Source organism: Moorena producens PAL-8-15-08-1 (assembly GCF_001767235.1).
Taxonomy (GTDB): domain Bacteria; phylum Cyanobacteriota; class Cyanobacteriia; order Cyanobacteriales; family Coleofasciculaceae; genus Moorena; species Moorena producens_A.
On record NZ_CP017599.1, the window covers coordinates 6,916,650 to 6,929,917 of the forward strand.

General features: G+C 45.2%; 11 protein-coding genes. 7 read left to right on the forward strand and 4 right to left on the reverse strand.

The window, feature by feature from the left end:
* Positions 1–313: 313 nt before the first annotated feature.
* From BJP34_RS25265 to BJP34_RS25285, 5 genes are all read left to right on the forward strand, one after another.
* Entirely contained in the window at positions 314–3,556 is a 3,243-nt protein-coding gene (locus BJP34_RS25265; protein WP_070394725.1) for a phycobilisome rod-core linker polypeptide, read from the forward strand.
* Positions 3,557–4,191: 635 nt separating this feature from the next.
* Entirely contained in the window at positions 4,192–4,677 is a 486-nt protein-coding gene (locus BJP34_RS25270; protein ID WP_070394726.1) for an allophycocyanin, read from the forward strand.
* Between the two features lie 95 nt (positions 4,678–4,772).
* The gene (apcB, locus tag BJP34_RS25275; protein WP_070394727.1) at positions 4,773–5,258 is read left to right on the forward strand and encodes an allophycocyanin subunit beta; all 486 of its coding nucleotides are present in this window, start codon (positions 4,773–4,775) and stop codon (positions 5,256–5,258) included.
* 288 nt (positions 5,259–5,546) lie between these two features.
* Positions 5,547–5,747, forward strand: coding sequence for a phycobilisome linker polypeptide (locus BJP34_RS25280; protein ID WP_070394728.1), 201 nt, complete (start codon positions 5,547–5,549; stop codon positions 5,745–5,747).
* 445 nt (positions 5,748–6,192) lie between these two features.
* Positions 6,193–7,401, forward strand: a complete 1,209-nt coding sequence (locus BJP34_RS25285; protein ID WP_070394729.1) for an FtsW/RodA/SpoVE family cell cycle protein — start codon at positions 6,193–6,195, stop codon at positions 7,399–7,401.
* A 304-nt stretch (positions 7,402–7,705) separates the two neighbouring features.
* On the opposite strand, the gene BJP34_RS25290 is transcribed toward BJP34_RS25285, so the two are convergent.
* Together BJP34_RS25290 and BJP34_RS25295 are read right to left on the reverse strand one after the other, a co-directional pair.
* Complete coding sequence (locus BJP34_RS25290; RefSeq protein WP_070394730.1) at positions 7,706–8,143, reverse strand: VOC family protein; 438 nt, start codon at positions 8,141–8,143, stop codon at positions 7,706–7,708.
* Between the two features lie 99 nt (positions 8,144–8,242).
* Positions 8,243–8,749 carry a TIGR02652 family protein gene (locus tag BJP34_RS25295; RefSeq protein WP_070394731.1) on the reverse strand — a complete coding sequence of 169 codons (507 nt, stop codon included), beginning with the start codon at positions 8,747–8,749 and terminating at the stop codon, positions 8,243–8,245.
* A 155-nt stretch (positions 8,750–8,904) separates the two neighbouring features.
* Between BJP34_RS25295 and BJP34_RS25300 the strand changes: the two genes are divergently transcribed.
* Both BJP34_RS25300 and BJP34_RS25305 read left to right on the forward strand, forming a co-directional pair.
* Positions 8,905–9,456 carry a gamma carbonic anhydrase family protein gene (locus BJP34_RS25300; RefSeq protein ID WP_070394732.1) on the forward strand — a complete coding sequence of 184 codons (552 nt, stop codon included), beginning with the start codon at positions 8,905–8,907 and terminating at the stop codon, positions 9,454–9,456.
* A gap of 434 nt (positions 9,457–9,890) precedes the next feature.
* Positions 9,891–10,010, forward strand: coding sequence for a photosystem II protein Y (locus BJP34_RS25305; RefSeq protein ID WP_070394733.1), 120 nt, complete (start codon positions 9,891–9,893; stop codon positions 10,008–10,010).
* A 113-nt stretch (positions 10,011–10,123) separates the two neighbouring features.
* On the opposite strand, the gene BJP34_RS25310 is transcribed toward BJP34_RS25305, so the two are convergent.
* Both BJP34_RS25310 and BJP34_RS25315 read right to left on the reverse strand, forming a co-directional pair.
* A complete protein-coding gene (locus tag BJP34_RS25310; protein ID WP_070394734.1) occupies positions 10,124–11,023 on the reverse strand; it encodes a LysR family transcriptional regulator in 900 nt (299 codons plus the stop codon).
* Between the two features lie 126 nt (positions 11,024–11,149).
* Positions 11,150–11,917: a BMC domain-containing protein gene (locus tag BJP34_RS25315; RefSeq protein WP_070394735.1), complete on the reverse strand. Its 768-nt coding sequence runs from the start codon at positions 11,915–11,917 to the stop codon at positions 11,150–11,152.
* Positions 11,918–13,268 lie beyond the last annotated feature (1,351 nt).

The window sequence follows — 13,268 nt, forward strand, 5'->3', positions numbered from 1 at the left end:
GATCAATGGCCATCAATCCTGAACTTGATCCCCTAAATTCTATACAATTCTTAATAAATAAACCGTAGAGATCAGAAAAGTTTTAATCTAAAAGCTAGTCGAGTTTAGCAAAGACATCCATTTTGGCAAATTCTGTGGGAAATACTATGGAACCTACTCCCTTAGTAGATTATCCTTATCCCTTGCTCCAAAGTGAGATGGGATAGGACTAACACCAAATGCCTACCTACCAAATGGGTGTCTAAAACGTGTTTATTAACTGCGGCATAAGTTCGCAATGACAGCATAAAAATTTAGGAGCTTTAACAAACCAATGAGTGTCAAGGCAAGTGGTGGAAGCTCAGTTGCTCCTGTGCAACTCTATCAAACTGTCCCATCGGCAACCATTATCCAAGCAGAGCAACAAGACCGCTTCTTAGGAAATGGAGAAATCAACGAGCTACTTGGTTACTTCCGTTCTGGAGAACAGCGTTTAGCAATTGCTAATCTGCTCACCAAAAACTCAGACCTAATCGTATCCAAGGCGGCTAACCGGATTTTCGTGGGTGGTTCCCCAATGGCTTTCCTGGAAAAGCCTAAGGAAGACCCTGTCCCAGTTGGGGCTGGTGCTACAGGGGTTCCCGACACCAAAACCTTGGGGACTAGTACCTTTGTCGAGAGTGGAGGTGGATTATTTGGGAGCTTCAAGGCTCTGTTTAGTTCTCCGATTGGACCAACCCCACCAGGTTTCCGTCCCATCGACATCAACCGCTATGGCCCGAGGAATATGCAAAAGTCCTTGCGGGACCTATCTTGGATGTTGCGCTATATCACTTACGCCATTGTTGCTGGTGATCCCAACATCATAGTGGTTAATGTTCGAGGTTTGCGGGAAGTCATTGAAAATGCTTGTTCAGCTGATGCCACCATCGTGGCAATCCAGGGAATGCGGGCGGCTTCACTAGATTATTTCAAAGGTGATCAGTCGGCACAGGAGATTGTTGCCCAGTACTTTGACATTACCCTTAACGAATTTAAAGCTGCTACACCCTCCGATAAACTGCGGCAACGGCCTTCGATAGACCAACAAGGCTTGCAATTGCCCCAAAGTTACTTTAATGCAGCCGAGCGGCGTCCTAAGTTTGTGATGAAGCCCGGTCTGTCATCCTCAGAAAAAACCGAGGTAGTTAAAGCTGCCTACCGGCAAATCTTTGAGCGTGACATTACCCGCGCCTACGGTTTGTCAATTTCTTATCTAGAATCTCTAGTGAAAAACGGGAACATTTCCATGAAGGAGTTTGTTCGCCGTTTGGGCAAATCTGAACTATACCGGAAGCAATTCTTTGAACCTTTTATCAATAGTCGGGCCTTAGAACTAGCTTTCCGCCATTTCCTAGGTAGGGGTCCATCTTCAAGGGAAGAAGTTCAAAGCTACTTCTCCATTGTTTCCGATGGTGGTTTACCCGCTCTAGTAGATGCCCTGGTGGATTCTCAGGAATACTCGGATTACTTTGGGGAAGAAACGGTTCCCTATCTGAGGGGTTATGGTCAAGAGGCTCAAGAATGCCGTAACTGGGGCATGCAGCAAGATTTGTTGCGCTATAGTGCTCCCTTCCGTAAGGATGCCCAGTTCCTCAATACGTTTGCCAAGTACGAGCAACCCCTGCCTGACCAACATGTTTATGGTTCTGGTAATGACTCGTTGGAAATTCAGTATGGGGCAATTTTCCCGAAAGAAACCCGGAATCCCACTACCACCCCCGCTCCCTTTGGCAAAGATACTAAACGTCTGCTGATCCACCAAGGCCCAGCCATCAATAACCAAAATAGTAATCCAGGGGCAAGGGGTGTATTCCCCGGTTCCCTAGGCTCTAAGGTGATCCGCCTTGACCAGATCCCTAGTACACAAGACAAGAGTATCAAATTTGCTGAAAGCTCTACTCAAAGGGTAATTCGTGCCTGTTACCTTCGAGTGTTTGGCTTTATGCCCTACGAAGGGGAACGGCTCAGTGCAGCGGAAACTCGGCTGGAAAACGGTGAAATTACCGTCCGCGAGTTTATCCTAATCCTGGCCAAGTCTGATGGTTTCCGCAAACGTTACTGGACACCATTGTATGTGGTCAAGGCAATTGAATATATCCACCGACGTTTGCTTGGTCGTCCTAGCTATGGGCGCTCCGAGATGAACGGTTACTATGATGTTGCCTATAAACAAGGTTTCTACGGTGTTGTAGAGGCAATTGTCAACAGCAAAGAGTACTCTGAGGCATTTGGGGAAGATACGGTTCCCTATGAGCGCTATGTGACGGCGGCTGGTTTAAAAATGCGCACCGGAGTGTCTGGTACTGTCTCATCAGCAATGGCAATCATGGCTGATGAGACAGTACCTCGCTTTGTTGAGCTGGGTATGGGCAAACAGATGCTCACCGAACCGGAAGTTGAATTCCGGATTAATCAGGGGGTAAGTGTACAGCGTGAACAAACCAAGATCTTTAAGCTGATTGACCTTAATGATAAGCCAGCATTGAAAGTCCTGATTGGAGCAGCTTATCGGCAGATATTTGAGCGGGATCTTGAACCCTATGTGGTCAAAGCAGCATTCACCTCCCTGGAAAGCCGACTGAGCAATGGCGAAATTAATCTCAAGGAGTTTATTGAAGGCTTAGGTTGTTCTGACCTCTACATCAAAGAGTTCTACACCCCCTACCCCAACACCAAAGTGATTGAGCTGGGTACCAAGCACTTCCTAGGACGTGCCCCCTTAAATCAGAAGGAAATCCAGACCTACAACGCAATTCTAGCCTCTGAAGGGATTCGGAGCTTTATTGGCGCAATGGTCAATGGCATGGAATATGCTCAGGCATTTGGAGAAGATACCGTCCCGTACCGCCGCTTCCCCACCTTACCAGCTGCTAATTTCCCGAACACCGAAAAGCTGTATAATCAGCAGACCAAGCAGAATATTGATGTGGTGGTACCAAGCTTTGATCCAGTCGAGCCTCGCATGGATTCGTCTAAGCTACCTCTGACCGGAAAAGCGATCGCAGATATGGCTGCCCAAAAGTGGGAGGTGGCTACCAACCCTTCCGAGCTGGCCAAGGTAGGTCGTTCCTCTAATCGGAACCACTCAACCTTGAATCCTAAATCTGCTAAGCCAACGCGGATTTTCCGCATCACCCCAAACATTTCTCAGGTCGAAACCGCAGTGGTCATTGATGCGATTTATGACCAGGTTTTGGATTTATTTGGTGAACCAGTCCCAGCCGGATACCGACAACAGCATCTAGACAGTCAACTGCGCAATGGTGAAATTTCGGTGCGGCAGTTTGTTAAAGCTTTGGCAAGTAGTAACACCTATAGTCAGCGCTTTTACCAGCCTTATCCCTCTGCCAAAGTAGTCGAGTTATTGTTCCGGCACTTACTCGGACGTACCCCTAACACTCACGGTGAGGTTCAAACCTACCAGCAGCTGTTGGCGGCACAGGGTCTACAAGCTGCAGTAACCGCTATGGTTGATAGTCCAGAATACTCCCGCTTCTTTGGTGAAGAGGTAGTCCCCTATCAGCGGATTAGTTAGCAAAAAGTCTGAATTATGAAGGTTGGAAGTTGGAGGTTGAAGGTTAAAGGTTGAAGTTCAAAGGTTGAAGATTAAAGGTTAAAGGTTGTTCGCGCACGCGTGGCCAAAGGCCAAGGTTGAACGCGATCGCGTGGCCAAACGCGCCCCGCGTGGCCAATAGGCCAAGGCCAAGGTTTAGAGGTTTAGAGGTTTAGAGGTGGTCGCTAGGTTGGACTATCCTTAAAGGTTAAACTTTCAACCTTTAACCTCTAACTCAGGCCACTAACCTGTCACTCACCCTTAATACTTCGTACTTCATTAGGGAAAATGTTACGATGTGTTGCGAAACTGGGAAAAATGTCAACAATCTGTAGCAAAATATTCCCGGAAGCTAGGTTTATGATTAACCGGCTTTGATTTAGGCTTTGATTTAGGCCTTTAATTTAGGCAGGGTTAGCTAAACCAAGTTTTGCTGGGACGTGCGTCGGCTGAAGTTCCGACGGCGTATCGAGAACGGCGATTTACCCGGCACATTGCGGGTAACTGCAATGCCACAAAAGCTCTAATTACACCGCAAGGTTAGTTAGAGTGCGTTCATTCTTGGAAATGCCAGTTTAAACAAACCTGGTGATATTTTTTTCTGGAGGAATCCATCTATGAGTATTGTCACGAAATCCATCGTGAATGCAGATGCTGAGGCTCGCTATCTGAGCCCTGGTGAATTAAACCGCATCAAAAGCTTTGTTACTTCTGGTGAGCAGCGCTTACGTATTGCTCAAACCTTGACAGGCTCCCGTGAGCAAATTGTTAAGCAAGCTGGAGACCAACTATTCCAAAAGCGTCCAGATGTGGTTTCTCCTGGTGGTAATGCCTATGGTCCGGAAATGACCGCTACTTGCCTGCGGGACATGGATTACTACCTGCGCTTGATTACCTATGGTATTGTTGCTGGTGATACCACACCAATTGAAGAAATTGGTCTGGTAGGTGCTAAGGAAATGTACAAGTCTTTAGGTACCTCCATTGATGCTGTTGCCGAAAGCGTCCGTTGCATGAAGGGTATCGCTACTGGCATGATGTCTGGAGACGATGCTGCCGAAGCTGCCTCTTTCTTCGACTATGTGATTGGTGGATTGTTGTAGGGCAATAAATACCCCTTTGCCTAGTGTTCTGATGATGGCATAGTCTGTCTGTAGAACCGATAATCACAACTTGAGTTAAATAAGGAAATAGAATCATGCAAGACGCAATTACTGCTGTTATCAACTCTGCGGACGTCCAAGGTAAATATCTAGACGACTCCGCAATGGAAAAGCTCAAAGGCTATTTCCAAACTGGTGAGCTGCGGGTACGTGCAGCAACTGCCATTAGTGCTAATGCTGCTACCATCGTTAAGGAAGCAGTTGCTAAGACCCTGTTGTATTCCGACAGCACTCGTCCTGGTGGCAACATGTACACCACTCGCCGCTACGCAGCTTGTATCCGTGACATGGATTACTTCTTGCGTTATGCTACCTATGCGATGTTGGCCGGTGACCCATCTATCCTTGATGAGCGCGTACTCAATGGCTTGAAGGAAACCTACAACTCCCTTGGTGTTCCCATTGGCAATACCACCAATTCCATCCAAGGCATGAAGGAAGTTACCGCTAGCTTAGTTGGTCCTGATGCTGGTAAGGAAATGGGTGTATACTTTGACTACATCTGCTCTGGCTTAAGCTAACGCGCGAAGCATGTTGATGGAATTCGCCAGCCTGTAGTTGTCTGTGTAATTAAGGTCTGGGAAGTTGATTGTGAGTGCTAGCTTGTTAAAGGCGAATCTGGCTCACGTAAGTCAAGCAGAGGAGTTTTGACAGTCTAGTATTGACAATTAACTCCCAGACTTTGGAATAGTTGAGATATTTGATTAACCAATTTATTCCCTCGCTATAGGCGCTAGGGAGTTTTTTAGCCATCTTGGAATCAAACCAGAATTAAAATTTTCTTGAATTTTACTAGGAGAAATAAGCTCATGCGGATGTTTGAAGTAACTGCTTGTGTGCCAAGCCCAAGCCGAATTAGGACACAACGGGAGTTACAGAATACTTTTTTTACCAAGCTCGTTTCCTACGAGAACTGGTTCCGTGAGCAGCAGCGCATCCAGAAAATGGGTGGCAAAATTATTAAAGTTAAACTGGCAACCGGTAAGCAAGGTACAAACACCGGTTTGTAATGATTTTTCGATAATAGCTGTTTATCAAAAAAAAAATTTCAGGGGGTCTACTAAGACCCCTTTGTGATTTTTGGTGGAAAATGGGGGGATGGAAACATAGGCAAGAGAGGGAAGATATAGCATTTATAAATTCGGTGAGGTACATTTGGGATGTTAGGGAATAGGCAAAAGGCAACAGGCAACAGGCAACAGGGAAAAACTATTGTGCACCTCATTAATATGAGAAAAGCTATAAACAAGAAACCCTCGCCCAAAGGCGAACAACCAAATAACCTTAAACCAAATAACCTTCAACCACATAACCTTCAACCACATAACCTTCAACCACATAACCAAATAACCTTAAACCAAATAACCAAATAACCTTAAACCACATAACCTTAAACCACATAACCTTAAACCAAATAACCTTCAACCACATAACCTTTAACCAACCTGATCAAACGTGGCTCTACGTAACCTGATTCTATTATTTAACCCCTCTACTACAGACTGGGCAGTTACTGCTCGGTTACTGAAGTGGTTAACGTTTCTATGGCTGTTGATCGGAATAGTAATTCTGTTCTCAGCTTCTTATGCGATCGCAGATGTCGAGTTAGGGGATGGGACATACTACGTCAAGCGACAGCTGATGTGGGTAGTCTTGGGTTTAGTGGGATTTAACCTATTGGTGCGATCACCGTTGCGTTATTTGCTAAAAATCAGCCATTGGTTGGTCTTGGTGCTCTTGGTGCTGCTCTTATTGACGTTAATTCCTGGTGTGGGAACAACGGTTAATGGGGCAACTCGCTGGGTATCTGTGGGTTCGGTTCCCCTACAACCGTCGGAGTTGATGAAGCCGTTTCTAGTGTTACAAGCGGCTCGGGTATTTGGGCAGTGGGACCGGCTTCAGTGGCGGACCCGTTTGACGTGGCTGGGGATTTTTATGGTGGTGTTGCTCGGAATTTTGTTACAGCCTAATCTGAGTACAACAGCACTTTGTGGGATGACCTTGTGGCTAGTTGCTCTAGCGGCAGGGTTACCGTTTTATTACTTGGGAGGTACAGCATTTGGTGGTGTCCTGCTGGCAGTACTCAGTATCAGCATCAAGGATTACCAGCGGCGTCGGGTGATGTCATTCCTAAATCCTTGGGCTGATCCCATGCGAGATGGATACCAATTGGTTCAAAGTCTTCTAGCTATTGGCTCGGGTGGTACTTGGGGCTCTGGTTTTGGGTTATCCCAACAAAAGTTATTCTATTTACCGATTCAACACACTGATTTTATCTTTTCTGTCTTTGCTGAAGAATTTGGCTTTGCTGGTAGTATAGCGCTAATGTTTTTGTTGATGACATACATGACCCTAGCGGTGATTGTAGCTATCAAGGCAAGAAACCGAGTCTATCAGTTAATCGCGATTGGGGCAATGCTGTTTATTGTAGGACAGTCTCTGTTAAATATTGGTGTTGCTTCTGGGGCTCTTCCCACTACTGGTTTACCCTTCCCATTCTTTAGTTATGGGGGAAGTTCGATGATTTCCAGTTTGTGTTCGGCTGGGTTGTTGATTCGGGTGGCACGAGAGAGTAGTGAGGCAAAAGTTGTGTCTATACAAAGTCGCCGCCAGTCGATAGCAGAACGAAGGCAAAGAAGGCACAAGGTAAAAGCCAAAAGGTAAAAGTGACCAATATAGGTTTTTAATCTGGTGATGTACAGAGTTTAGTGTTTTAGGGAACAGGGAATAGGGAACAGGGAATAGGGGACAGGGAACAGGGAATAGGGAACAGGGAAGAGTAACCCACCCCTAACCCCTCCCAGGAGGGGAAGAGGGAACAGGGCAAAATTTATTGTACCTCATTAGGCTAAAAACAGCTAGACAGACTAGTAATTTTTTTTTCAGGGCATTCCGACTCCCGACTACCGACTCCCGACTCCCGACTCCCGACTCCCGACTCCCGACTCCCTAAAACCGATGTCTAGGTCTAGGTTTTTAGCAGATACAAAAACTCCAACGGTAAACCATCAGTATCAGCGATAAAGGCTACCTCATAAACATGATTACCGATCATCTGTTGGGTAGGTTCCAACAGAACCTTCAAGGGCTGAAACTGCTCTGGGTTCTGCTCAGAAGCCTCTTTAAAACTTTCTTTCAAGGACTCTAACCAACTTGGCAAGTCAGTAGCGCTATCAGTTAGGTCAAAAGATACGTGGTAATATCCCACATAATGCTCATCCCCAAAGGCATCCGGTGCTGGTAATGGTTCAGGAATTTGGATCAGTTCCAAGCGTCCTCCCAGTCCCTTCAGCCAACACGCTAGAGTCATGCCAGTAGTGAAGCGTTCAGATACTGTGAATCCTAACTTCTCATAAAATGCGATCGCGCGATGAATATTGGCTGTGCGAATCGAAGCGTGATGCATGGATTTTGTCCTTTGGCCTTTTTCCTTTCTAACCAACAACAGGTCTACTGAAATCACCAATTAGCAATCACTAATCACGTGCTCACCAATCACCAATCACTAAAACAATCGGAAATAAGGGTAGCGCACAGGTACCCCAGGTTCTTTTTCCAAATCAAAATTGATCACTTCCCAACAAGGTTCTTCCTCAGGTTCTGGGCTAAATTCTACCGGCAAGCCATACAACCTGGGTTGGCCTGACTCTGAGTTCCCTCGCCAGGGGGTACTGCGCTCTAGGTAGGCACTCACTAATTCCCGATAACGACTGGCAATAATCACCCGTGTTGCCCGATATCCTTCAGTGTACAGTTTGTCTAGGGCTTCGTGAATCTCAAAGCGAATTCCATCAGGATGAGTGTGTTGTCGGTACCATTTATCTTGCCATAGACGCCAGTGACGCCCAGATTGTAAATGAATCAGTTCCCCAGTTTTTGGGTTGGCTTCAAACGCACCATGACGTGGACACAAGTAAGTGTCAGTCAACGTCAATGCCGGAATTATCTGACGGCAGTGAGGACATTTAATTTCTGAACCGAATATCGGGTACTGCAAGCTAGAATCAATCATTAAATGCTAGGGAGTGCCTTAGAGGTATATGCTATTACCTAATGGCTCCATCATTATAACTGGGTATTTAGTGGTGTTGGTCTCAGTGACCCCACTGTAAAACCTATGTAAAACCTAAGGTATTAATTACCATTATCTCCCTATTGTGATTAATTGTGGATTATCCCTTACCTCAAACCCCAATACTGACATCTTTTTGGCCTCCCCCAGATCTTTCTCTTGCTGCCTTTGTCGCCCCTAATGCTGTAGTTATGGGTCAGGTGTCCGTAGCTGCAGGAGTTAGCATTTGGTATGGTGCTGTAGTCAGAGGTGATGTGGAACGGATCGAGATTGGCGATCGCACTAATATTCAAGATGGCGCAATTTTACACGGAGATCCCGGCAAGCCAACAGTTTTAGAAGACCATGTCACAGTTGGTCATCGCGCTGTCATTCATTCAGCATATATTGAACAGGGTAGCTTGATTGGTATTGGAGCAGTGGTACTCGATGGGGTTCGTGTCGGTCATGGTAGTATCGTGGGCGCTGGAGCTGTGGTTAGTAAAGACGTTCCTCCCCTTTCCCTGGTAGTCGGTGTCCCTGCCAAAAAATTACGAGATGTTTCAGAGGCTCAAGCCGCTGAACTGATTGAACATGCACGGCACTATGAAAAGTTGGCTCTAGTTCATGCCGGTAAAGGCACAGATTTAGGATTTAGTGTAAAATAATCTTTCGCTGCCGTTGCCGGGAAGCCTGAACAGGGAACTTCGGATCACGGAACAGTGGACAATAATTGAGAAAAACACTATCACAAAAGCCCTGTATCGCTTTTTAGCGATTCCTTACCAATTAGTCAAGTGTGGGTAACTGTGATTAACTTTGGCTAAGTTTTCCCAAGAAGCGTGCAACGTCTTGAACAAATGGGTGATCAGCTTACTGAAAAATTAACTAAAAAAAATTGACCCATAGGTGCGACTATATATATAAACAACTAAGTACCGTCCGGTACAAGGCATATCAAGCTGAGGGAGGTTACCCATCTAGCTTGGTAAGAGTTATTTGATTACTGAGTCACGGCAACGTGTTGAACTAACAACCCCACTCCTTGTAGGGGTGGGAGGGTAAAAACACTTCAAGCAATATAGGGAGGACACGCTTAATCATGGATTTACGTCTATTAATAGTCTTATTGCCTTTACTCCTAGCACTAGGCTGGGTAGCTTACAATATTGGTGCGATCGCTCTCAAACAAGCTCAAAATTATTTGAATAGATCTCAATAAATCCCGCGTCAACCAATTGAGCAATAGCACCTTTGCCTAAAACCTTAATAGCCAGCTGTTCCGTCAAAAGGAGGATACAGCTGGTTTGCTTGACCTATTGAGCAATCTTATTTTTAGCAAATCAGTGGCTCTGAACCCAATAGATAATCTAGAAAAGTACCAGCAACAATCGATAGTTGTTTGCTACGCGGATAGACAGCATACCAGTAACGCTCGATCGGAAAGTGTTCTACATCCAAAACCACCAGCTCAGAGTTAACCCCTTCCATAACTAAGGTATGACGAGATAATATAGAAATTCCTAAACCCCCTGCGATCGCTTGCTTGATTGCCTCATTACTCCCCAAATCCAGCCGCACCTTTGGGGAAATCTGGTGGTGATCGAACAGTTTTTGTACAGCTTTGCGTGTTCCCGAACCAGGCTCCCTCATAATAAACGTTTCTTGAGCTATACGCTTCAGGGGGATATTTTTTTCCTGAGCTAGAGGATGATCGACCCGTGCGATCACAACCAGGGGGTTTTCTTGCACTGGTTTATAGCAGATCTCCTGGTTTTCTGGAAGCTGACTCATAATGTATAAGTCATCTAGATTCTCACTGAGACGACCAAGGATGTATTCGTGATTGGTGACTTGCAGAGAAATATCAATGCCTGGATAACGCTGGCAAAACGGACCTAGTAAACGAGGAATAAAATATTTAGCAGTTGTAATCACTGCTAAGCGCAGACGCCCCTGTTTTAAACCTTTGAGATCTGCCACTTTCATCTCAAACTGGTCTAAATTCTCAAAGATATCGCGGCAGGTTTTAACTAGTTCCTCACCAACCTGGGTCAGGTAGATTCGCTTACCTACCTGGTCAAACAGAGGCATACCAACAACTTTGGTTAGCTGCTTCACCTGCATAGAGACAGTGGGTTGGGTGAGAAACAGTTCCTCTGCAGCTCGTGTAAAGCTGTGGTGCCGAGCGACTGCTTCAAAGACCCTTAACTGATGCAATGTGGCTTGCTTCAATGATATTACTCCTATGAGGATATAGATCTTAGTCTTTGACAGTCTTTAAAGTCAGGAGTAGGGAGTGGGGAATGGGGACAAGAGAGTTTCATAGTGTTCATGGTGGACTTTTTTCCATGGTAGCTATTATGAATCTTTGGTACGTATGGGTAAGTTTCTTAAATCTGGTAGTTCTACAAGCTCTTTTTCTGCTTCCTTTACATTAACTGGTATTCTCAACGGTTGTGGTTGCTCCTCGATTAGGCAACTCGCTACTGGCAAGCTTTTCTCTAAATCTTCAAGAGGTCTAGGAATCACTGTCACAGCGGTTAGTTCACCAATACGCTGGGCTTCAGCCATTCCAACTTGTAAAGCAACTGCTACATCTGCCACACGACCCCGAATAATGGCAGTACATAAACCCGCCCCAATGGTTTCGTAGGCAGTAAGCTGTACATTGGCAGCTTTGAGCATGGCATCGGAGGCACCAACCATTGCTGGCAATCCCCTGGTTTCTAAAAGACCTAGGGCATGATTACTGACCCGGCTACGATGATTTTGGTTAACTTGATCGAGTAGGTGAACACCAATGGGAAATATCACTTCCAGGTTGGGAAGTGGTCGCGCAATGATTGTCGAAGACAGCAACTCACCCTCTCGTTGAGCATAATCCTTACCCGATTCGACAGCAATTCTGACCTCAGCGATCGCTCCCCGCACAATGGCAGTGCAGTGACCACTACCAGTTTTTTCATAACCCACAAGGGTAACTTCTGCTGACTTGAGCATGGCGTCAGCAGTACTAACAATTACTGGAAAACTTAGAGTAGAGACTAAACCTAGGGAGGCTTGGTTAAACCGTTTTCTCTTTGTCAAGGGATCGTCAGGGACAAGCCCAGGTTTGTATAACTCCATCAGACAGAAGACCTCTCTTTGGTTGTCGGCTGTTAATTATTGGCTTATATCAAGTTTAGAAAGTTAAGTGTTCAGCAGAAACCTAAAAAGGTCAATCAAGAAGCAGCTCATGCCATTGGACTAGATGATTGGCATGGGTTTTGTCTGGGAGTAGTGTGCCGACCACCGGTATGATCTAGCATTTCTCAAATCGGTCAGGTAGACAGTTGCAGGGTTAATGGGAGTCGGGAGTCGGGAGCGGTGCGACCCGTGGCGAATTTAATTCGCCTACGGAAAGCGCACCGAGGGAGTCGGGAAGTCAGAAAAGGGATCCCCCCTAACCCCCCTTAATAAGGGGGGAACTTAATAAGGGGGGAACGGAAGTGGGAAAAAATCCTGTTTACCTCATTACTACGAAAACTGCTATAACTATAATTTATAACTACAATTAATTATACTAATAAAACTGTAGGCGAAACCGCTAGGACAACTAACTATAGAGCGTCACATTGAGGCATATGGGGTGGCTGTTGGCTTGAGACTCCCAACTTGTGTCGTTCTAGCTATCCCAAGGGCGTTCCTTCTGGTGATCAAACTTCTGACAATCGCCTTTCGAGTCCTTTTTTCTATACCAGTAGGAAATTTAGATTAAATCACATAGAATTAAACCCTTGTTTATTTGATAGCGCTTATCCTAGTAATAAGGTAAACATATTTTTTTTCGGTTACCTTTTACCTATTACCTAAACTCAAAAAGTAACCTCACCCTTACCTAGTTGATAACTACTATATCAATACCCGTTGATGGAGCCGTCACCATGAGTAGTCTATCTAAACTTCAAAGCCGAAAACTTGGATTAATCGAATTAATCTCAATGGGGTTTGATGTTTATATGAAAAACTTGAAGCCTATCCTACTGTTGTTTTGTACAATCTATTTACCTTTGCTGATAATTTTGTCAGTTTTCAACCCGGAAAATACCAATAATACTTAAGGATTGTTTCTGGCTTTTTTTGTAGTTGTTTCTATTGTTATAGGTTTAGCAAGTTTGACTATTACATAGCCCTATCGCTGATTACAGAAAATTATATTCATGGAAGACATACCACTTATCAGACTATAGTCCAAAAAATAGTTTCGAGTTTCATTCCTCTAGTTGGGCTAGCTTTGATATTTAGTATTAACTATTTGTTACGATTTCTGCTACTTATAATCCCAGGGATAGTTTATGCGGTAAATAATCAATACTATGGGCTGGCTTTTATTCTCCGAGACCAAAGGGGAAAAGAGGCTTTCAATTACAGTCGCTCTAGCGATGCATCGCTACTAGATCGGTGCTTTTGAATAAAATAAGCTGTTCGCGCACGCGTG

Coding starts and splice junctions, on each gene's coding strand:
- BJP34_RS25290 (WP_070394730.1), bottom strand. CDS start 8,143: ATGCATCACGCTTCGATTCGCACAGCCAATATTCATCGCGCGATCGCA.
- apcB (WP_070394727.1), top strand. CDS start 4,773: ATGCAAGACGCAATTACTGCTGTTATCAACTCTGCGGACGTCCAAGGT.
- BJP34_RS25270 (WP_070394726.1), top strand. CDS start 4,192: ATGAGTATTGTCACGAAATCCATCGTGAATGCAGATGCTGAGGCTCGC.
- BJP34_RS25315 (WP_070394735.1), bottom strand. CDS start 11,917: ATGGAGTTATACAAACCTGGGCTTGTCCCTGACGATCCCTTGACAAAG.
- BJP34_RS25305 (WP_070394733.1), top strand. CDS start 9,891: ATGGATTTACGTCTATTAATAGTCTTATTGCCTTTACTCCTAGCACTA.
- BJP34_RS25265 (WP_070394725.1), top strand. CDS start 314: ATGAGTGTCAAGGCAAGTGGTGGAAGCTCAGTTGCTCCTGTGCAACTC.
- BJP34_RS25280 (WP_070394728.1), top strand. CDS start 5,547: ATGCGGATGTTTGAAGTAACTGCTTGTGTGCCAAGCCCAAGCCGAATT.
- BJP34_RS25295 (WP_070394731.1), bottom strand. CDS start 8,749: ATGATTGATTCTAGCTTGCAGTACCCGATATTCGGTTCAGAAATTAAA.